This is a genomic window from Bacillus sp. Au-Bac7 (assembly GCF_021341655.1).
Taxonomy (GTDB): Bacteria; Bacillota; Bacilli; order Bacillales; family Cytobacillaceae; genus Niallia.
The window spans coordinates 46,663-67,649 of the sequence record NZ_JAJTTG010000013.1 but is presented as its reverse complement, the minus strand read 5'-3'; the positions used below and the strand labels follow the sequence as shown (position 1 = coordinate 67,649).

Annotated in this window: 19 protein-coding genes; 5 read left to right on the top strand and 14 right to left on the bottom strand. The window is 39.4% G+C overall.

Annotated features, from left to right (window positions below):
- Positions 1–94: 94 nt before the first annotated feature.
- From LXM54_RS22785 to LXM54_RS22765, 5 genes are all read right to left on the bottom strand, one after another.
- On the bottom strand, positions 95–3,811 hold the full coding sequence (locus tag LXM54_RS22785; RefSeq protein WP_233317685.1) for a DNA translocase FtsK: 3,717 nt from the start codon (positions 3,809–3,811) through the stop codon (positions 95–97).
- 318 nt (positions 3,812–4,129) lie between these two features.
- Positions 4,130–4,930, bottom strand: a complete 801-nt coding sequence (locus tag LXM54_RS22780) for a DUF1444 domain-containing protein (protein ID WP_233317729.1) — start codon at positions 4,928–4,930, stop codon at positions 4,130–4,132.
- A gap of 161 nt (positions 4,931–5,091) precedes the next feature.
- Positions 5,092–5,406, bottom strand: coding sequence for a thioredoxin family protein (locus LXM54_RS22775; RefSeq protein ID WP_233317682.1), 315 nt, complete (start codon positions 5,404–5,406; stop codon positions 5,092–5,094).
- An 85-nt stretch (positions 5,407–5,491) separates the two neighbouring features.
- Entirely contained in the window at positions 5,492–6,013 is a 522-nt protein-coding gene (locus LXM54_RS22770) for a DUF84 family protein (protein WP_233317680.1), read from the bottom strand.
- A 78-nt stretch (positions 6,014–6,091) separates the two neighbouring features.
- Positions 6,092–7,165, bottom strand: coding sequence for a M42 family metallopeptidase (locus LXM54_RS22765; RefSeq protein ID WP_233317678.1), 1,074 nt, complete (start codon positions 7,163–7,165; stop codon positions 6,092–6,094).
- 203 nt (positions 7,166–7,368) lie between these two features.
- Here LXM54_RS22765 and LXM54_RS22760 point away from each other — a divergent pair, with 203 nt between their 5' ends.
- A complete protein-coding gene (locus tag LXM54_RS22760) occupies positions 7,369–7,680 on the top strand; it encodes a PepSY domain-containing protein (RefSeq protein ID WP_233317677.1) in 312 nt (103 codons plus the stop codon).
- 42 nt (positions 7,681–7,722) lie between these two features.
- On the opposite strand, the gene LXM54_RS22755 is transcribed toward LXM54_RS22760, so the two are convergent.
- Both LXM54_RS22755 and trmB read right to left on the bottom strand, forming a co-directional pair.
- Positions 7,723–8,559 carry a YtnP family quorum-quenching lactonase gene (locus LXM54_RS22755; protein ID WP_233317658.1) on the bottom strand — a complete coding sequence of 279 codons (837 nt, stop codon included), beginning with the start codon at positions 8,557–8,559 and terminating at the stop codon, positions 7,723–7,725.
- 101 nt (positions 8,560–8,660) lie between these two features.
- Positions 8,661–9,299: a tRNA (guanosine(46)-N7)-methyltransferase TrmB gene (trmB, locus tag LXM54_RS22750; RefSeq protein WP_233317656.1), complete on the bottom strand. Its 639-nt coding sequence runs from the start codon at positions 9,297–9,299 to the stop codon at positions 8,661–8,663.
- 236 nt (positions 9,300–9,535) lie between these two features.
- Here trmB and LXM54_RS22745 point away from each other — a divergent pair, with 236 nt between their 5' ends.
- A complete protein-coding gene (locus LXM54_RS22745) occupies positions 9,536–9,817 on the top strand; it encodes a YtzH-like family protein (RefSeq protein ID WP_233317654.1) in 282 nt (93 codons plus the stop codon).
- On the opposite strand, the gene LXM54_RS22740 is transcribed toward LXM54_RS22745, so the two are convergent.
- The 4 genes from LXM54_RS22740 to thpR form a co-directional block, all read right to left on the bottom strand.
- Entirely contained in the window at positions 9,809–10,588 is a 780-nt protein-coding gene (locus LXM54_RS22740; protein ID WP_233317727.1) for a phosphotransferase family protein, read from the bottom strand. The genes LXM54_RS22745 and LXM54_RS22740 overlap by 9 nt on opposite strands.
- A gap of 380 nt (positions 10,589–10,968) precedes the next feature.
- Positions 10,969–13,122 carry a type I pullulanase gene (gene pulA, locus LXM54_RS22735; RefSeq protein WP_442780530.1) on the bottom strand — a complete coding sequence of 718 codons (2,154 nt, stop codon included), beginning with the start codon at positions 13,120–13,122 and terminating at the stop codon, positions 10,969–10,971.
- 40 nt (positions 13,123–13,162) lie between these two features.
- Positions 13,163–14,143: an NERD domain-containing protein gene (locus tag LXM54_RS22730; RefSeq protein ID WP_233317651.1), complete on the bottom strand. Its 981-nt coding sequence runs from the start codon at positions 14,141–14,143 to the stop codon at positions 13,163–13,165.
- Between the two features lie 34 nt (positions 14,144–14,177).
- The gene (gene thpR, locus LXM54_RS22725; protein WP_233317649.1) at positions 14,178–14,744 is read right to left on the bottom strand and encodes an RNA 2',3'-cyclic phosphodiesterase; all 567 of its coding nucleotides are present in this window, start codon (positions 14,742–14,744) and stop codon (positions 14,178–14,180) included.
- 276 nt (positions 14,745–15,020) lie between these two features.
- Between thpR and cysK the strand changes: the two genes are divergently transcribed.
- Positions 15,021–15,953, top strand: a complete 933-nt coding sequence (gene cysK, locus LXM54_RS22720) for a cysteine synthase A (RefSeq protein ID WP_233317647.1) — start codon at positions 15,021–15,023, stop codon at positions 15,951–15,953.
- Positions 15,954–16,004: 51 nt separating this feature from the next.
- Here the strand turns inward: cysK and dat are convergent, their stop codons facing one another.
- Together dat and pepV are read right to left on the bottom strand one after the other, a co-directional pair.
- Positions 16,005–16,862, bottom strand: coding sequence for a D-amino-acid transaminase (gene dat / locus LXM54_RS22715; RefSeq protein WP_233317645.1), 858 nt, complete (start codon positions 16,860–16,862; stop codon positions 16,005–16,007).
- 31 nt (positions 16,863–16,893) lie between these two features.
- Positions 16,894–18,312: a dipeptidase PepV gene (gene pepV / locus LXM54_RS22710; protein ID WP_233317643.1), complete on the bottom strand. Its 1,419-nt coding sequence runs from the start codon at positions 18,310–18,312 to the stop codon at positions 16,894–16,896.
- 278 nt (positions 18,313–18,590) lie between these two features.
- Between pepV and LXM54_RS22705 the strand changes: the two genes are divergently transcribed.
- Positions 18,591–19,040 carry an NUDIX hydrolase gene (locus LXM54_RS22705; protein ID WP_233317641.1) on the top strand — a complete coding sequence of 150 codons (450 nt, stop codon included), beginning with the start codon at positions 18,591–18,593 and terminating at the stop codon, positions 19,038–19,040.
- Positions 19,041–19,080: 40 nt separating this feature from the next.
- Here LXM54_RS22705 and LXM54_RS22700 read toward each other — a convergent pair whose 3' ends face one another.
- Complete coding sequence (locus LXM54_RS22700) at positions 19,081–20,322, bottom strand: M48 family metallopeptidase (protein WP_233317638.1); 1,242 nt, start codon at positions 20,320–20,322, stop codon at positions 19,081–19,083.
- Positions 20,323–20,701: 379 nt separating this feature from the next.
- Between LXM54_RS22700 and LXM54_RS22695 the strand changes: the two genes are divergently transcribed.
- Positions 20,702–20,923 carry a DeoR family transcriptional regulator gene (locus LXM54_RS22695; RefSeq protein ID WP_127736905.1) on the top strand — a complete coding sequence of 74 codons (222 nt, stop codon included), beginning with the start codon at positions 20,702–20,704 and terminating at the stop codon, positions 20,921–20,923.
- The last annotated feature ends 64 nt before the right edge of the window (positions 20,924–20,987 follow it).

Genomic DNA, 20,987 nt, shown 5'->3' with positions numbered 1-20,987 from the left:
TTCATTATACCATCTTTTATGGAGAAAAACTATGTATCAATCATATTCCCTACTGAAAGGATTTATATTAGTGATACAGACAGTTTATGAAAAATTAATGTTGTTCCGTGTCATGAAGCTGCAAAAATTCCATTTCCGTAATGAGTACATCTCTTGGTTTTGTGCCTTTTGCCTCTGAAATATACCCGTGTTTCTCCATCATGTCAATAAGTCTTGCTGCACGATTATAGCCGATTTTGAAGTTTCTTTGCAGGCTTGAAGTTGAAGCACCGCCTTGCTCAATCACAAATTCGCATGCCTCATAAAACAGCTCATCTTCCTCTTCAGACATCTGGACTTTTTTAAGAAGCTCTTCTTGCTCAAACAAGTATTCCGGTTTTCTTTCTCTTCTAGCATGTGCAACAACCTGATCAATTTCCTCATCTGAAACAAATGTCCCTTGTAAGCGGACTGGCTTTGATGTCCCGTTTTCTAAGAAAAGCATATCCCCTTTACCGAGGAGCTTTTCTGCACCGCTTATATCAATGACTGTTCTTGAGTCGATTTGAGACGATACAGAGAATGCGATTCTTGTCGGTACATTTGCCTTAATCAGTCCTGTAATAACATCAACAGACGGCCTTTGTGTCGCGATTAACAAATGGATACCGCATGCTCTTGCTTTTTGGGCAATCCTGCTGATGGCTTCCTCTACATCTGCAGGGGCCATCATCATTAAATCTGCAAGCTCATCAATAATGATAACAATGTACGGCAGCTTATCCGCATATTGTTTATGCTCCTTTGCAAGCTGGTTAAATTTAGTTATATCCCTTACACCTGCATGTGCAAGCAGCTCGTATCTCCGCTCCATCTCCTCAACGGCCCATTTTAAGGCAGCTGTTGCTGTTTTAACATCTGTTATAACAGGGCTTGCCAGATGAGGAATGTAATTATATGGAGCAAGCTCCACCATCTTAGGATCAATCAGCAATAGTTTAAGCTCTTCTGGCTTCGCCTTATACAGCAGACTTACTAACATTGTGTTAATACAAACACTTTTACCAGAACCAGTTGCTCCTGCAATTAATCCATGCGGCATTTTGCGCAAATCAGTAACAATCGGCTTACCTGAAATATCGAGACCTAACGCAACTGTCAGTGGAGACGCAGACTCTTTAAATTCATTGCTATTAAGAATCTCACTTAACAATACAGGTCTGCTTGTCCGGTTTGGAACTTCAATCCCAATCGTATGCTTGCCAGGAATCGGCGCTTCAATTCGAATATCCTTTGCAGCAAGGCTGAGCTTTAAGTCATCTGAAAGATTGGTGATCTTGCTGACTTTCACACCAGGCTCTGGCTGTACCTCATATCTTGTAACAGACGGCCCTTGTGTGACATTAACAACTCTCGCATGAACATTAAAGTTCTTAAATGTATGATTCAAGAGCTCAGTCTGTTCTTCAATCCAGCCGTCATGCTCCACATCGAAAATCGGAGGGTTTAATAAATTCTCTTCAGGAAAGACATAGTACGGCAGCTCTTCCTGCACCGCAACAGACTCAAGTGAAGCTGCTGTTTCTTCTGTCACAGGTTCTTCTGCCACATCGTTAACAGGCTCAGGCTGAGGCACTGGTTTGCTTATTGGCTGTTGTTTTCTTTTATTTTCAAGAGATTTCCGATCAGTATTTAGCATTAACACATTAAAAGGAAGAGCTTTTTTCTTGGCAGGCGGAGCTTGGTCAGCCTCGTTAGCCTGCTTATCTCCCACTTCCTGTTCCTGCTGTCCATGTTTGGCTGTCTCTTGCTCACTTGAAGAGTTTTCATCTAACCCAACAGCTTCTGAATGATTAGAAGCCTTATTTTCAGCAGCATTTAGAACAACAGGTTCCACCTCTTCTGGAACGCTTGCCACTTTTTCCATTTCAAGTAATATTGTCTGCTCTGCTGGCTGAATTGCATTTGCCTCTCGCAATTGTTCGCTTACTGGGTTGGAAATACTCAGCTCTTCTGCCTGCATGACAGGTTCTTCGGCCCTTTCGGTAACTACTGCTTCTGCCTCCATTACTGCTTCTGCCTCCATTACTTCCTCTGCCTCTAGTGCAGACTGAACTTCCGACTCAATTGTGTACGGCTCCACCTGGACAACTGATTCTTTCGCCATTTCGACAACAGCGGCTTCTTCCTCTGGTGCAGTCTGAACTTCTGTCGCTACTGTATCCGACTCCTCTGCCTGCATGAATGGTTCTTCCACCATTTCGACAACTGCTGTTATTTCTGCTTCAACCACTTCTTCCTCTAGTGCAGATTGGATTTCCGACTCAGCTGTGTACGGCTCTTCCGCCTGCATGACTGGTTTTGACGCCATTTCGACAACTGCTGTTATTTCTGCTTCAACTTCATCTTCCTCTAGCGCAGATTGGATTTCCGACTTAGCTGTGTACGGCTCTTCCGCCTGCATGACTGGTTTTGACGCCATTTCGACAACTGCTGTTATTTCTGCTTCAACCACTTCTTCCTCTGGCACAGGCTGAACTTCTGTCTCAACTGCATACGGCTCCTCTGCCTGCATGACAGGGTCTTCTCCATTTTCAATAACTGCTGTTATTTCTGCTTCAACTTCATCTTCCTCTAGCACCTGCTGGATTCGAGCGTCTAAAGTATCCGGCGCTTCTACCTGAAGGTTTGTTTCCTCTATCAGCTCCACAACGAAAGGCATTTCTGCTTCTGCCTCTTTTGACTCCTGCATTGCTATGCTTACTTCCTGTTGTTCTTCATGAGGAATTGGTTGCTCCGCAAGCTCTAAGGTTGCAGCGGATTCGATTTGCTGTTTTTCTTCTGGGAGAAGTGCTGTCTCTGCAGCATATATTACTTCTTGTTCTTTTGCTTTGTTTCTTTCTGTTACTTCTGTAAGAAGATGTTCGGCTTTTTTCTCTATTGCTTCAGGGGTGAGTTCAGCTTTCGTTTCCTCACCACTGTTTGGGCGCACTAATGATTCTTTATCCAGCAATGAGCTCGCGATTGGCTCTTCTTTCTGCTGTGCTCGTAAGGCTGCTTGTTCCGCCTCTTTTCTTCGCATAATAGATGTCAGAAAATCGCTGCTGTCCATAACGGGACGGACCGATTTTGGTTCCATCTTTGGTTTAGCTTGAACTGCCGGCCGATTATATCCATAAATAGGAGACGGTATTTCTGTCGGTTTAAACGGCATTTTTGACTGATAGCTCTTCGGACTGCTTTCTGATATTTCCCGTGGCTTTGTTCTGTTATGTAAGGCATCGGAGCTTGGTTTTGTTTCAGCAGGCTCCTGCCTATTTGAAACAGCAGACTTCCTTCTGCCTTGTTGAAATTCAGATCTTTCCTTACCTGCTGAACCATACTGTCTTCTTTCTAGCGGGCGCTCTTGTTTGCCTGCATTGGCTGCCCCTTGCAGGGTTCTTTCACCTGGCTTCTCAAACCTGCCTGCAGTAAATGCATTTTCTTCGGGCGGTGTTTGCCTGCCTGTAAAAGCTGGTGTGCTTTGCTTTTCCTCTTCCGGCGGTGATTGCCTTTTAGCATAGGCTGAACCACTCTGCCTTCGTTCAGCTGCGTTCTCCTGTCTGGCTGGTCTGCCGGAAATGCCTATTTCATCATCTGATATAACAGGAAAACGAAACTTCCCCTTTGGATATTGATAAATAATCTTTGAATCTACTTCTTTTTTCCACTCATTATTCCAATCGTTTTGTACATGCGGTGCTTCGCTTTTTTCTTCTGCAGCTTCAAATTGGTCCGTTTCTTCGTGGTCCTCTTTAATAAACTGCTTTATTACTTTCTTGAACCAACTCACTGTAAATCACTCTTTCCATCTTTCTCTCTACTATTTTAACAGTTTATTAATAAAATCGAGATAAAAATCGCTATTATCCCTGCTTTTTCTATTATATTTTACAAAATTTTAATTGCAAGAAGGCAAAACATTTATTCGCATCTATTATTTACCAAATATCCTATTGAAAAAAGGGCAGTTGCTTGTTAATAAGACCCTCTTAGTCTTAATCAACACGCACACTACCCTTATTGTAGATAACGAATATTACATCCTGTTTTCATTCAGGCAATATTATTAAATCAAATTGATTAAGTTTTGCATACAAAGCACTTAATATTATTGCTCTTTTTTCTTATTTTTACCTAATATAAAAACAGGCTCAAGGCTGCCGTCTTCATACAAGAAGGACAACGCAGTGATTGGCACTCTGCCGCTGGCAAAGAAACTCATCGTCATCTGTGCCAAAATATCATAACCAGTCTCATTTTCAATATCCGCTATAATTAATACGTCTTGATGAGGTACTGCAACTGCCATCGTCCCCTTCACTGTCTCGCTCATTTCCTTCAGGAAAGAGTCATTAAGGATGCGGCTAGCATCATATCCGTCATTTGTATTTAGGAAATAAAAAGTGTTGCCTGCTACAACATCTTTTTTAAGGGCCGTGCTTAAAGAGCGAGCATTAAACAAGGCTACTTCCTTAATTCTGCTATGTTTCCAGTTTTCCTTCGCCATGATTTTCTCATCAATGAGTCGATACGTATTTCCCATATCCAAGGCATAATATATTCTTGTTTCTGCTGTATGTTCATCTACTACAAAGGGTATTTCTTCATTCGTTTGAACTGGAAACGAAGTGGAACGAATAACAGGGTAAATATTTTTTTCTTTCCCCTCAAGTGTAGGGTCATCCACTAATGCTGTTAAACCATTTTCAATATAGTATACAACCTCGTCAACAGCCTTTTCCTTTTCCAGCTCCCATTTTGCAATAATTCCTGGCAGAGAAACGGTTACACCCTTTCCTGTATCCTTGCTTTCTATTCGAAGTTGATCCTTTTTAGAATCAAACGTAAATACTCTTCCTTCGGCTTTAAGCCTGTCCTGTAAGAGATTTTTCATTTTTTTGCTATCCATCTTCATTAATGCTTTTTCCCCCTTTAAGAGTGGGTAATGATCTATGCTGTTCCTATTATAATAGCAGTTGACCGTCTTTTCAAAGAATGTAGAATTTTGTTGTGCAGAAAAAAACAGCGTTTTTACAGAGACACGCTGTTTTTCATTTTTCTCTTATATGATTATAACGACTCAATAAACTGCTCAATTTCCTCTTGCGTTTTACGATCTTTGCTGACAAAACGGCCTAGCTCTTTCCCGTTTTCAAATGCGATAAAGCTTGGAATTCCAAATACATCTAACTCAATGCAAGTATCGATGAACTTATCGCGGTCAATGTGAATAAATGTATACTCACTGTATTTTTGCTCTACTTCTGGCATGAATGGTTCAATGAAGCGACAGTCTCCGCACCAGTTAGCAGAAAATAGGAAAACATGTTTATTGCTGCTGTTTTTCAACTCATTAAATTCTTCTTGTGACTGTAGATCTCTCATCGTCTTAATCCCCCTGATTAAAGCTTTTTATTAATTGATACTAACAAAATCTCTGCTGTTTCACTACTATTATGCTTACTCTTTATTATGAACGTGACTTAGCATCATATTCGTATTGCCCAACCAATGATTCGATAACATGTGCAAACATTTTTTGTCTCGTAATTCTGCCGTTCGTAAATACGCCAATAGCACCTTCATGATGACGGACATTCTTTTTGTTTGCATAACGATCCATTACAGGACCAAGCTCTTCCCCTTCCAACAGAGCATCTGCCACTTCCGTGGGCAAAGGAATGCTCGCACCTCCGCCAATATAGGTTCTGCCGTCGCGAAGTACAAGGGCTCCCCAGTTGCAGACGAACAGGCCGTGTTCTGTTTGCTTCACACCACCTTCAAGACCAATGCCAATGTCGCCTTTTCCAGCAGCTAAAGCATTTTTTGCACGATTAATTGCCCCAGTCATTGTTTCTTCATCAGAGAATGGCTGGGCACTTACCTCTGAAGAGACATCTATTTCTATGAACTCTACGTCTGTCATTGTGCTGAATCCTTCTTTAACAGCACTTGTTTTTGCTGGGTTTCTTGTTCCGATGCAAACAATCATTTCCATCCGCCTCTCTTTAAAAACCTTTTTCTTCATGGAAAAAGAGACAGTCTAATTGTCTGCCTCTTGTTACTCTCCTCATACATTTGCTTTAATTGAATCCACCATTGCTTTATCTGTCGCTTTTACAAGCTTCACAACCAGTTCCTTTGCAGCTGCATAGTCATCAATATGAATGATGGATGCACTTGTATGGATATATCGTGAGCAGATGCCGATTACAGCACTAGGCACTCCATCATTTGCTGTATGCACTCTTCCTGCATCTGTACCGCCAGGGGAGATGAAGTATTGATACGCAATATTATTGCTTTCAGCTGTATCGAGGATAAATTCTCTCATGCCTCTATGCGTTACCATTGTCCGATCGTAGATGCGAAGCAAAGCACCTTTACCTAATTGGCCAAACTGGTTTTTATCACCAGAAGTATCATTTGCAGGACTCGCGTCTAATGCATAAAAAATATCTGGCTGAATCATATTGGCAGCTGTTTGCGCGCCGCGCAAGCCAACCTCTTCTTGAACAGTTGCACCAGAATACAAAGTATTTGGCAGCACTTCTCCTTGCAGCTCCTTCAGCAGCTCAATTGCAAGACCGCAGCCATAGCGGTTATCCCAAGCCTTGGCCATAATTTTCTTTTTATTAGCCATTGGAGTAAAAGGACAAATTGGAACAATAGGCTGCCCTGGCTTGATGCCGATTGAAACAGCATCTGCTTTGTCGTCAGCACCGATATCAATAAGCATGTTTTTAATATCCATCGGTTTATTACGCTGTGCGTCATCAAGTAAATGTGGAGGAATTGAAGCTATTACACCGATAACTGGACCGTTGTCTGTCATTACCTGAACTCTCTGGGCAAGCAAGACTTGGCTCCACCAACCTCCCAGCGGCTGAAAACGCAGCATTCCGTTTTCTGTGATAGAAGTAACCATAAAGCCAACTTCATCCATATGTCCTGCAACCATTACTTTAGGACCATCAGTACTTCCTTTTTTCACACCAAAAATGCTGCCAAGATTGTCTTGAATGATTTCATCGCTGTAAAGGGCAAGCTCCTTACGCATAAAATCACGTACTTCATGCTCATTTCCTGCAACACCGCGTAGCTCAGTCAGTGTACGGAATAATTCCAATGTTTGCTCATTCATCGTATTGCTCCTCTTTTTTTAAAAATTATGTATATATTTATTTTATCGAAATATTAATTTCCTTGCCACCATTAAACATATTGCTCGCTAAATAGATTATTATTAATATAACCAAAATAGGTTTATTACTGGTTTTTTTGGTTTTATTTCACTTATCTCTAATATTTTGGCTATAATAAGAACGAAAGAAAGGAGCTAAAATCATGAACTGGAAAACGATAGTTGCAGGAGCAGCTGTAGGATTTGCAGCAAGCTATGCAGTAAAGGAAGCTGTTTCCAGAAATTATTCCCTGTCAAGTGACCGCGTTCTAAAAATAGTTAAGGCTGTTTTTAAAGAGCAAGGACCTATTACAGGCAGCTGGATCAACATGCAAAAAGAACCCTATGAAACAGCCGGTACAACACAGCTCATTTATCGCGGTGGAATCACGAGAGATAATGATGGCAAAAATGAGTCTTTCGAATTTCTAGCAGACAGCAAAACAGGAAATTTGCTTGATATATATGAGCTTTAAAGATACATAAGTCCATTGCGATACTTGCAATGGACATTTTTACTAATCCCGCTTTATTGCTTCTGTTATTTCTCCTGCTTCATTCCATTTAACACTTCGGTATAATGCATCATGATAAAATGTAAACCAGGCATTTTTGTCTGCTCCCCATTTAAACCATTTTTGTTTTTCTGATATGGATGTCATCGGGTAATCATCATATGCTGTCACCCACAGAACATTTTGATGTGCATGTGTTGGCAATAAATCTGCCATATGGATGGCTGTCTCGCCTCCGTCTTCGATAATAAGAATAGAATGACCATCACTATGGCCTCCCGTATGAATAAGCTTTAACGGACCCATGCTCCATTCTGTTTCAAAGGTTTTGACTTGTGCTTCAATCGGCTGCCAATTTTGTTCCCAATATGTATTTCTAGAGCGGATATTCGGGTTTTTCATTTCCTGCCACTCCGTTTCTGAAGTAATGATTTCTGCATTCGGAAAAATAGACACCAATTTGTCATTTTCTAACTTAGATAGTCCGCAAGCATGATCAAAATGCATATGTGTCATCAGCACATAATCAATTTCTGTTGGAGAAACCCCAAGTGCTTGTAAATCTCTTTCAAGAAAAGATTCTTCATCAACACCATAATTGCGCATTTGCTTTTTCGTAAGCTTCCCATTTCCAATTCCTGCATCAATCAGTATTCGTTTTCCATCCCACTCAAGAAACATCGGGTCTGAAGGAAGTGTTACTTGATTTACCTCATTGCACTCATACTTTTTGGACCATAATGGCTTTGGTACAACACCAAAAATGGCACCACCATCCATTTTTGTAACACCACCATTTAGCCATGTCACCGTAATTTCACCAATCTTTAAACTGTTCATTCAAGCTAGCCTCCTAATCATTATTCTTACCAAAATTATAGTTGATTTTTCTTTAGACAACAAAAAAAGAGACTAGCTTTAGCATTAGTCTCTTTGTCTTATCATCTGAATTGGGTTTCACTGCGGTAAATTCTGCTGCCACGCTCAGAGAATTTCTCTTCATATTCAGTCATTATATTACCTTCATAATCGCTGTTATGAAGATCAAGGCTGACATACTTCAGCAGCATGCCATACTCAGAGAAGCTGCGAAGAGAATATTCAAATAACCCTTGGTTATCTGTCTTAAAGTGAATTTCACCGTTCGGGATAAGGACTTCCTCATATGACTTTAGGAAATTCTTATAAGTTAGCCTTCTCTTCTCATGTCTAGTTTTTGGCCATGGATCAGAGAAATTCAAATAAACGCGCTCTACTTCCCCTTTAAGGAAATAGTCAGTCAGCTTAGATGCATCGAGATTCATCAGCTTTAGATTCGGAATTTCCGCCTCAATCACTCTGTCTAAAGCGGAAACGATGACACTTTCTTGCAGTTCAATCCCGATATAGTTAATATCTGGATTAGCTTTTGCCATCTCTGTAATAAATCTGCCTTTTCCTGTACCTACCTCTATATGAATGGGTCCTTTAACGCTGAAAGCTTGATCCCATTTTCCTTTCCATTCCTCCGGATGCTGCACTGCATATTGGGGATATGCCAGCAGCTTGTCCTTTGCCCACGGTTTATGTCTTAATCGCATTGTGACACTCCTTCTTTACGTATATATCCATCAACAAACAATACCATTCTTGCGGCTATCATGCAATACTCTTTTCTTTTCCATAACACGCTACAATTATGTCAAAAAATACAGGGTAATTTTACAAATGCAAATATCGTATAAAGAAAAAAAAGAATTCACAACCTATTAGTGAATTCCTTTACTGGTATTTGACCATTTTTTATAAAAGAGACCTGAAGAAAGGGTGCAACTAGATGCCAATTACACATGAACATCAATTAGGTATACTAAAGGATATTTTAAACAACCATCAAGAGGACTGCTGTGGTTCTGTTTCTGAATGTGAACAACTTGAACGTCTTGTTACTTCCTTAAAGGTCAATGGCAATATCGACCAAAACATTCTTCCGATTTTAGAAGAAATAAGCCAGTACAGCCAAAGAGGAATTCAGGCAAACAATTTAAACAATCATATCCAATCCTCTCAAGAGCAGCTGTCCCAATGGGTCGATGGAATAAATGACTTTTCAGGCTAAATCCTGGTCATTTAGGAATTGTATCCACTTTTCCATCTCATGATAGCGGGATTTCTTTTTATACCATTGGATAGAATTTAGGGTTTGGGCTACCACATACCACTTCATGCGCAGCATCAGGTTGTCAGTCAGCTCAAATCCATATTTTTCAAGCCATTCTTTCCAATCTGATTTTGGGATATACCAGTGAAGAAGCATTCCTAAATCGATTGCCGGATCTGCAATCATTGCGCCATCCCAATCGATTAAATACAACTGGTTGTCTTCTGATAGCAACCAGTTGTTATGATTTACATCACAATGGCAGACAACTTCTTCCTCCGTTTTTATCGATGGAAGATTCTGTTCTAAAAAGGCAATTGAATTCGTGATGGTTGTATTCCCCGTCAGTTCTTCATCCAGTTCTGCTTTAATAACAGCAAGGATCATATTTGGCATCAAGGTTGTTTTTCCAAGCCTTTTCAGCATTTCCAATAACGGTTTAGATGTATGGATTTTTTTCAGCAGCATCACAACCCTGTCATCTGTCATATCAGATTGGCTGAATTCCCTGCCGATAAGCCACTGCTGCGCAGTAAATACATCTCCGTTTTCAAATCTTTTTGTCCAAACAAGTTTTGGGACAATTCCTTCTGCAGACAAAACAGCTAAAAAAGGCGAAGAGTTTCTTTTCAGAAACAGCTTCTGGCCATTATTCTGGGCGAAAAAGGCCTCGCCTGTTTCCCCGCCTGCAGGGGTTATTTCCCAATCTTGTCCTAATAAATGTTCCAACATTGTTCACCTACTATATATATTGCTCCATGATTTTAGGATGAGTCATTCTTGTTTGAACCTTTTTTATCCCTTGTAGGAAGAACAAACAGATTGATTCGTTCTAACTAATAAAAAACTCTTTATTCTTAGCGTTCTACGCATTTAAGTGCAATATTAATCATCATAAATAGAAAAGGACATAGTACCCCAAAAAACATACTATGCTAATGAAAAAAATCAATGTATCAAGAATAATTTATTGTTATAAAAAAAGAGAGCTATTACAATCAGTAACTGACAACAATAGCTATCACATTAAATATTATCTCTTATTTGGTTTTTTAGTCAAGTCTATCTGCAATATAATATTATTTTTCAAAAATTAAATTTCTGCCTATTCAGTTTGTCTCTTTTCGCTTTCCAATAATTGTTATGCCAATCGGGTTTATATCGATGGTTTTTTCCACATCAGGAAGTTCATGGAGATACACTTCTTCTCCCTTTAACAGGAGCTTCCAATTTCCTTCTTCGACAGCTGCCCTTTGTGAATCGTCATCCGCGTTGATATAGATAATAAGTGTTTCCCAATCACCATAGTCTTCAATATTGTTCAGTTTGTATTCTACGAATAAAGGGGAATGTGATTGAATAGTGACATGCTTTCTAATAGCTTCAGCGCTTGTCAGCCGCAGTGCAGCGGTTGATTTGCGCAAAGATATAAGGTCTTTTATAAATTGGACATTATCAAGAAATGTATCTCTTCTATCCCAGTCAAGTCTGTTAATTTCATCAGGCGATTTATAGCTGTTTTCTACACCGTATTTCGTTCGGAAAAACTCCTGACCGCTGTGAAGAAATGGTATGCCTTGGCTGAGTAAGACGATGGATGTGGCAAGTCGATGTTTTTTACGTTTCAAGCTCATCTCCAAGTCAGGAAAGCACGCCTCAATTTTATCCCAAAGCGTATGGTTATCATGCGATTCTACATAATTGATTGTCTGATTCGGCTCTGTAAATATTCCTGCGTTTTGTTCTGCTAATCCAATGCTGCCAGAGAGAAGCTCATGCACTGCTGGCTGACTCCCATTCCCTAATGCAAAGCCTGTATGTTCCAAATCAAATGTACTTCCCTTTATTTGATCGCGGAATTGATCATTGAACTGGCCGATTCGAGGCATTTTATGTTGATTGCTAATTATCGCCTTGAGATCATCTGGTAGAGGTGTCTGCAGATTCCACCCCTCTCCAAAGGTTAAAATAGACGGATCTTTACTGTCACAAATCTCCCGAACCCCCTGCATTGTCTCTACATCCAATATGCCCATCAAATCAAAACGGAAGCCGTCAATCTGGTATTCCTCCAGCCAGAAGCGAACGGAGTCCAGAATATACCTTCTTACCATCAGACGCTCAGAGGCAATATCATTGCCTACACCTGTACCGTTAGAAGGCATTCCGTGAATGTCATAGCGGAAGAAGTAGCCTGGGAGAATCTTCTCAAACGGCGAGTCTTCTTTTTTGTACACATGGTTATAAACAACATCCATAATGACCCTTATTCCTTGCTCATGAATTGCTTGGATAAGCTGTTTTAATTCTTTAATCCTTGCGTATGGGTCAGTCGGATTTGTTGAATAACTGCCTTCAGGGACATTGAAATGTGATGGATTATAACCCCAGTTATATCGTTTAAAAACATTTAATTCATCCACTTCTTCGAAATCATGGACAGGCAGAAGTTCAAGATGAGTCACGCCGAGTTCTTTCACATACGAAAGTCCGGTCCATTCTCCAGTTGGGGTTTTCGTGTTCAGCTGGGCAGCACCTAAGTACGTCCCTTTCTTATCTGCTCCACTGTTCGGATGGATAGTAAAGTCACGGATATGGGTTTCATAAATAATGCTGTCAACAGGGGAGGCAAGTGCTGGCAGTTTAGGTTTCACCGTTTTTGTTTTTCCTAAATCAACGATGACACCCTTTTCACCATTGACGCTAACAGCAACTGCATACGGATCAACCGCTTCTCTCCACTCAAGATTAATAAGAACTAAATAAGTATAGTGAAAGCCGTCTACATCCTGCTCTACCTCAGCTGTCCACACACCCTTTTCTTGTCTTGCCATCGGGATTTCCATACGCCGCTCAGAATGTATAGGATCTTGAAGAACGAGCTTTACTTGTTGAGCTGTTGGAGCCCATAAGAAAAAATGGCTTTTCTCAGCGCTGTATTGCACACCTAACGGACCTTCATAAAAATAACGCATATCAAACTCTTTCGTTCTTATGACTGCACCAATCTGCAAATCAGTGCTGCCATTGTGATTATCAATAATGGTATAGCTTTTGCCTGCATCCAGCAATTCAGAAGAGATGCAAGTATATTTAACATATTGCTGCATCGTTTCCTTTTTCTTAATGGTTAATGGTACAGAGTATTCTCCCTGTACTGTAAAGGCATCCGCTTCACCGCCATGATACATATAAGGCAGCAGTATAGTAATAACAGACAGCTCATCTAAATAAGCATAATAGTCCCTTTTAATAGATAGCATCATTCCCCACTCCTTCTCTTGTTACCTAAACACTATTCGTTTATGATTCCTCCTCCTCTGGAGCATCCCAATCATATCTTCGAACAGAAGTTGTTAAACAATATTGCAGCAGACTTTCTGCCGCTTTCAGCTGGATAGCCTTGATAGGTGATTGCTGGGTTCTCATCATACGGAACCACTCATCATAATTTCTTTTTTCAATAATCTTTAAATCATATGGTATCGTTGGATAATCAATATAGCCATTCCTTGTCAGGATAGCCTTTTGAATAGGCAGTGCAACATCATGCCTGTCGAGAATTCCGCGGACAATTTTTTCTGTCCTGTTTAAAGCAATCAACGGGCTTAACGTCTTTTTTTCTTTGTCATTATATTTCTTTACCCAAAATTTTTCATTTGAACCTAGGTAAACAGCGGAATCTTCCTCTTCTAGGATAGTGATGCACCACACAGCAGTTGGTGTCACCATCATGACTTCCAGATCAATAGGAGCATTTTTTAACAAGAAAACTGGTTTGTATAGCACTAAATATGTATCAGGAAATCGTTGCAAAAAATATTTCAAGTGCTCATCATAATAAAACGCCTTCTTAACAGTTGATTTTTCTGTAAGAGTAGAACTAGCCCATTTCAGCTGAAAACGAAAAAGCTGATTTAAAAATTGCAGCTTCAATTGTTCTTCTGATTGAGGCTCATTAAGAGCATTGGCTTTATAATCAAAGGAAAATATTTGCTCTTCTTTGTCTTCTTCTTTAACAGCTGCCGGAAATAAAAGGAGCTCTTCTTCCTTCGGCTTTTTATTCATCATTCCTCTGATTTTTAGAAAAAGAGATTCCTTTTCCTCTGTTATATCGTCTAAACTTTCATTATCCTCGTAGAATATTTTCATGTCTTGTGTATCAAATGCCTTTTTAACACCTTCCCATTTCTGCTTTTTTAAGCGGACATAACGGGACGGATACAGCAGTATATTTTGTTGGTAACGTGATATATAGTCTTTTAGCTTAATTAATTGTGCCAAAGCTTTTCCCCCTAAAAAAACCTGTACTTTTCTATTAAATAAATTTTTTTGTATATATTGCTTCATATTTTGGTTCTTTATTTAAATGTGTCTGAAATAAAGAAAATTGCTCTACTTGAAAGGAAGGTTTCGCATCACTGAATGGGTTTTGGGAATTCAGCATGTTCTGGCGAAATCTCTCTGTTCCTGCCCATTTCCTTGCAATCGTAATATGCGGATGATAGGGCCTAGTCTCTAAAGTAAAGCCTGCCTTTTTGCACTTAATATATATATTCTCTCTTAACTGGTGCAGCGATGGATGATTCTCCAATCCTAACCAGAAAATCCGTGGACTGTCCTGACTGCCGAATACTCCTAATTTGTCGATATTCAACGTAAAATGGTCTATATCGTAACTATCTTCATTTAGAATAGTGATAAGTTCGCTCTTTTGTTCTTCCGTTGCTGCTCCCAAAAAAGCTAAAGTAATATGGTAGTCTTGCGGATGCACCCATTTTTTAAAAGGAAATGCTTCTTTAAGCTTACCCCTTACAGCCTCTACTTCTAGCCGGACAGCTTCCGGCAAACCTATCGCAATAAAATAATGTGTATTCGTGTTCATAAAAGCATCCTTTTCTTGTTTATCCTATTAAAGGTAAATTATTTTTCTTTTATGGGCAATTATAGCTATAATACTATTAAACATTCGCAAAAAGTCCTTTTATGTAAAGAATATATTGTTATTATATATCCTTTTCCCTTGTTTTTAATCTTAATCTTCATGAATCTCACTTTAATTGAAAGAAATAGAAGACAAGGACATTCTTGTACCTTATCAGCAATCACCATCTATGTGAGATTTTATTCATATTTAGTAAAAAGAAAGTAGGAAATAACAATGAAATTGTATGGATCCGTATCTGAGCTTATTGGTGACACTCCATTAGTTCGTTTGAACTCTATTGGTGAAAAAAATGGTGCTGTCATTTACGCAAAACTGGAATATTTTAATCCTAGCAGAAGTGTAAAAGACAGGGCGGCATTCAATATGATTGAAGCCGCAGAAAAGGCAGGAAAGCTTGTTCCTGGTTCCACTATAATTGAACCAACAAGCGGCAATACAGGCATCGGCTTGGCAATGAATGCAGCTGCTAAAGGCTATCGCGCCATTCTTGTTATGCCAGACACGATGACAAAGGAAAGAATCAATATTTTAAAAGCATATGGAGCTGAGGTTGTGCTGACACCAGGTGACGAAAAAATGCCTGGAAGTATAAAAAAAGCATTGGAGCTGAAGGACGAAATTCCAAACTCTTTTGTACCCATGCAATTCAGCAACAGCCATAATCCTGAAGCGCACCGGAAAACAACTGCTCCAGAAATTATTAAAGCAATGGCTGAACTGAATAAGTCTTTGGCTGCATTCGTAGCAACAGCAGGGACTGGTGGAACAATAACTGGAACTGGCGAGGTACTAAAAGAGGTATTTCCAAATATACGCGTCCATGTCGCAGAACCAGCTGGATCTCCAGTTCTGTCTGGCGGTGCTCCTGGAAAGCATAAACTTGTCGGCACAAGCCCTGGCTTTATTCCAGATATATTAAACCAGAATGTTTATGATCAAATCCACTTAGTAACAGATGAAGCTGCATATGAGTATACAAGAAGACTTGCACTTGAAGAAGGAATACTGGCAGGACCATCCTCTGGTGCAGCCTGCTATGCTGCCGTCCAAGCAGCAAAACAATTGTCCGCTGATGATGTCGTCGTCTTTATTGTATGCGATACTGGTGAGAGATACTTATCAACAGATGTATTTGCACTAGATTAAGAAGAGTCCCTCTTATAGATAGAGGGACTCTTCTCATTTTCACAGAACATATTAAACTAATTGTCCACATTCACTTTCAATTGCATCCTTAAACAGTTTCTGCAAGTTTCTCGTAACAGGACCTATTTCACCGTTGCCAACAGGCACATTGTTTATGGATATAATCGGCATCACTTCAGCTGTTGTACTCGATAGAAATACCTCATCAGCATCTATCAGGTCCTCGATTGTAAAGGCTTCTTCTACTACCTCTATTTCGTTTTCCTTACATAACTGAATGATCTTCTGTCTTGTAATTCCATTTAAAATAAATTGGTTGGCTTCATGTGTTTTCACACTGTTATCCTTCATAATCCATATATTTGAGGAGCTTCCTTCTGTAACTGTCAGTTCCCGATATTGAATGCTTTCATAGCAGCCAGCTTCCGTCGCTTTCTGCTTGGCAATCACATTGCCAAGCAAATTCAAACTCTTAATATCACATCTCGACCAGCGGATATCTTCTACCGTAATGGCTTCCACACCGTTATCAAGCTGCTCATAAGGAATACTAACCTCTTTCGTATAAGCTATATAAGTCGGAGGAGTATCTTCTGCAGGGAATGCATGGTTCCTCGAACTGGTGCCTCTTGTGACCTGCATATAGATGATTCCTGTTTCCAGTTTGTTCTTTTCTACAAGCTGTTCCATTAACAGCTTGAGTTCTTCGACAGTATACTCTATCTTGATACTCAGCTTATCACCGCTGCCAAGCAAGCGTTCGAGATGCTCATTTGCAGTAAACAGCTTTCCATTATAAACTCTTATCACTTCATATATACCGTCACCAAACTGATAACCTCTGTCCTCAATATCAACCTTTGCTTCAGATCTATCAATAAAAGCTCCATTCATCCATACAATACTCATTTTCTCTCCCCCTTAACCATGTTAGTAATATTTATTTTGCTAGCTCATATATAGCTTGGGCATAAATTGCTGTTGCTTTAAGCAAATCCTCGATAAACATGTATTCATCCTTCTGATGAGCAATATCATCTCTGCCTGGAAACAGAGGGCCAAAGGCAACGCCATTTTCCAGAGATCTTGCGTATGTTCCGCCGCCGATTGAAATCAGTTTCGGCTCTTCACCTGTCTGTTCTAAATAAACCTTGCTTAATGTTTGAATCAGCTCAGAATCCTTGTTGACATGATGAGGCTTGGAGTCTGTAAAATTCTCAATCACAAATCCATGGCCAGCAAGCAATTTATCTAACACAGCCTTTGTCTTTTCCATTTCATTTGTGACCGGATAACGGCATGTTAATCCTATTTTGCCGCCGACTTGTTGATTATATTGCAGGATGCCTACATTCAATGTTAAGTCTCCCGTGATATCATCGTTATAAGCTACTCCTAATTTTTGACCTCTTGAGTCATCTTTGAAGTAACCGTTAACAAACTGAAAGTAATTCGCTGCCTTTTCATCAAGTGGCAAATCAGCTAGAAAGGACGCAAGCTTAAGACCGGCATTTACCCCATTATTCGGCTCCATTCCATGTGCGGAAACACCTTCAAGCTCTAATACTAGTTCACCTGCATCTACTGTATATTGACCTGTTAAATTGTCCCTGCTTAAATATTCCTGGAAGCGCTGAATGATTTCCGTCTGATCTGATAGAACATGCAGCCTCGCTTCCGCAAAATCTGGGACCATATTGTATCTTCTTCCAGAAGAAAAAGAAACTATGCCCACTTTTCCAGACTCATACTGGGCCATCTCGTCCAAAGACTGAACCATATCAAAATCAGATATTCCTTTTTCCGCATAAATGATCGGAAAATCCGCATCAGGTGCAAATCCCATCGTTGGCATTGGTTCTTCTTGGAAGTACGTTGTGACGCATCTCCAATCACTCTCTTCATCTGTTCCAATAATCATTTTAACTTCCTTTGTTAAAGGCAAATCCAATTCTTTAATTATTTTCATGGCATAATAAGCTGCCATCGTAGGACCTTTATCATCCAAGGCACCTCTTGCGAATATTTTCCCATCGCGAATTTCTGCGCTGTAAGGATCACTTGACCAGCCGTCTCCTTCTGGAACAACATCAACATGACAAAGGATTCCAATGCTTTCATCACCAGCTCCAAACTTCACATGTCCTGCTACGTTCTTAACATTCTTTTCTTCAAACCCGTCTCTTTTGCCAAGCTCCAGCATAAAGGTCAAGGCTTCTTTAACACCTTGTCCAAACGGAGCATCTTCTGTTGCATTTTCTTCATCCAGCACACTTTTTATTTGAAGTAAGCCTTGTAAATCTTGGATGAAATCATCTTTACGAATATGTACTTCTTTTAACCAATCCAGTGCTTTCACTAAACCAGCCTCCTTAACCTAATATTCCAATATGTTTTTCCTTTGCAGAATATCTTGCTTTAGCTTTATTCTTATGTTTTTTAGAATATATAAAAGTATTTTACCATAATCCCACCAATTCTTATCAATAAAAGACAAGCCCTGTATTGATTTTGTCTGTTTTTGGTTGCTTTTCTTATCATTCCCACACATAAAGGAATCATAAGACATTCAAAAATTTTCGGTTTTACGCTTCTTCCTGTAAAATATTAAAAAAAGGTTCTGAAAGGGTTGGCGTTATGGAATATATTAAGGAGCTGCGGCAAAAGGTTGGCAAGATGCCGTTAATACTCGTTGGTGCTGTTGTTATTATGGAGGATGCGGACAAAAGAGTGCTCTTGCAGGAAAGAACACATCCTCATAAAGTATGGGGGCTGCCTGGCGGTTTAATGGAATTGGCAGAGAGTACAGAAGAAACAGCTAAACGAGAGGTTTGGGAAGAAACTGGCTTGCAGGTAGAGGAGCTAAAGCTATTAAACATCTATTCTGGAAAAGAGTATTATACAGTTGCAGCAAACGGAGATCCCTTCTACTCCGTTACAGCAGCTTATTATACGAGGAAGTACAGCGGCCAAATGAAAGTTAACAAGGAAGAGGCCTTTCAACTGCAATTTTTTGATTTAGAGAAGTTGCCTGCAAATATGGTTGGCAGTCATCGGCGATTTTTGCAGGACTATTGCACCTTATAAAAAATAACAACAAGCGGCTGATGTATCAGCCGCTTGTCTCTTATTGATATATATAACTATCAAACAAATCTAAAATGTCTTGATAATTACTTTCTGTCGCATAATCATAGGCTGTATAGCCGTACGCATCTACTATGTTTATATCTGATCCATTATCAATTAAAAGCTGAATAAGCTCCATATCTGCACCTTGATAAACTGCATACATAAGCGGTGTCATTCCGTCTTCATCTTGAGAATTTGGATCTGCCCCACTATCAAGCAGCGTTTTCACTGTATCTATATCATTTTGATATGCTGCTTCATGAAGCTCCGTATAATAACCGTCATAATATAAATCTTCATCTTCTGGGTATGAAAACTCTGTTCCACCAGATTTTATGAATTCAGCAAAATCAGAATGTTGAATGAAGGATGTTATTCCAGCAACTGCAGCGCTAACTAACCCGATGAAAATAATAACACCAGCTACAAATACGGAAATACCTACCCACATGCCTCTCTTCGATTCCTTTAATGGCTTTAAGTCAATTTCATTATAAAAGGACTCAATTGCATAAACTCTTTTAGGCAAATGAGGATGTGTAGACAGCTTTTCATTGAACCATACGAAAAAGCCGCTCTCTTTTTCCAATTGCTCCATATATGCCTGTTTATTCACTTTATTGTATAAGGTTGTACCAATCCCAAGCATGGTCAAGGCATTCTTTGCTGCAGTAAATGATTGAACATAATAGGCTGCTGTTCTGTCACAGGTATATTCGCATGCACGTAAATAAGCATTTCCCAGGAAAGGAATATACAATGCCGGCAACAGGAAAAAACCGTAATGAACATGTTTACGTTTCAAATGGGTAAATTCATGAGCCATGATGAACATGACTTCTTTTTCCGCACCTCTGTCAACCATTTCAAAAATACTTGAATACAACACTACCATATTCCTGCGCACAAACTTGGTCGCAAATGCGTTAAGGATACCCTCTGATTCCAGTATATATATATCTGGGAGCTTGCTCAGCTCAAGATCTTTGGCGATACCAACCGCCTTTGCATAAAGCTCAGGAAATTGATCTTCTCCCAGTTTAACTCCATTTCTCCTAATGCCAGCCATCGAAAGTGCATGTAAAAACAGCATGACAGCAATTATTGCTGCATAGATAATAATACCAATAACCGAAAAAAGCAATAAAATAAGTGTGCCGATACTTACAAGCAGCACGAGTACAAAATAAATGTTCTCTCTAGGATGAACTAGCTGATCTTTTCTTATGTTTTCCAATCACATATCCTCCAAAAATGTTTATCGTTTTGATTATAATGGAAAAAAAGGTGTTAATAAACATTTTTATTGTACTTCATGCAATTTGTTATCATAAAGTTAATAGTTTGTACCATATGATATGGTAAGGAAAAAACCAGGGGGTGGTATATTTATACATTAATAATCAAATATTTTGTAAATTTGAGCAAATAATGTAGAATTAAAAAGTAAATAGGGATACAATATTTATAGAAGTTCATTTTTGTTCACTATAGCCATTTGAAAAGGAGTTGTCTGTAAAGAAGAAAATTACATACGCTTGAAGAATAAATCTTCAAATAAGCTGTCGGTCGCAGGAATTTGCCAAAGGTTTGAAAAAAGGATAGGGAGTGGTTTATTGAAACCTTCAACTAACCGGATGTTAAACCGTATCAAATCCGTCTACATGTTTATTAGTAAGCGTGGAACAGTAACAACACAAGAGCTAGTGGAGGAATTTGGTATTACTCCTCGAACGATTCAAAGAGATTTGAATGTTTTAGCTTATAACGATTTGGTGAAAAGTCCAAGTCGTGGAAAATGGACAACAACTAGAAAAAAAGTGAAAATGACGTCTTAAACCGTAGATTGATTATTGATAATATACTGCATATTTACATGCAATATAAAAAAACGCCAAAATT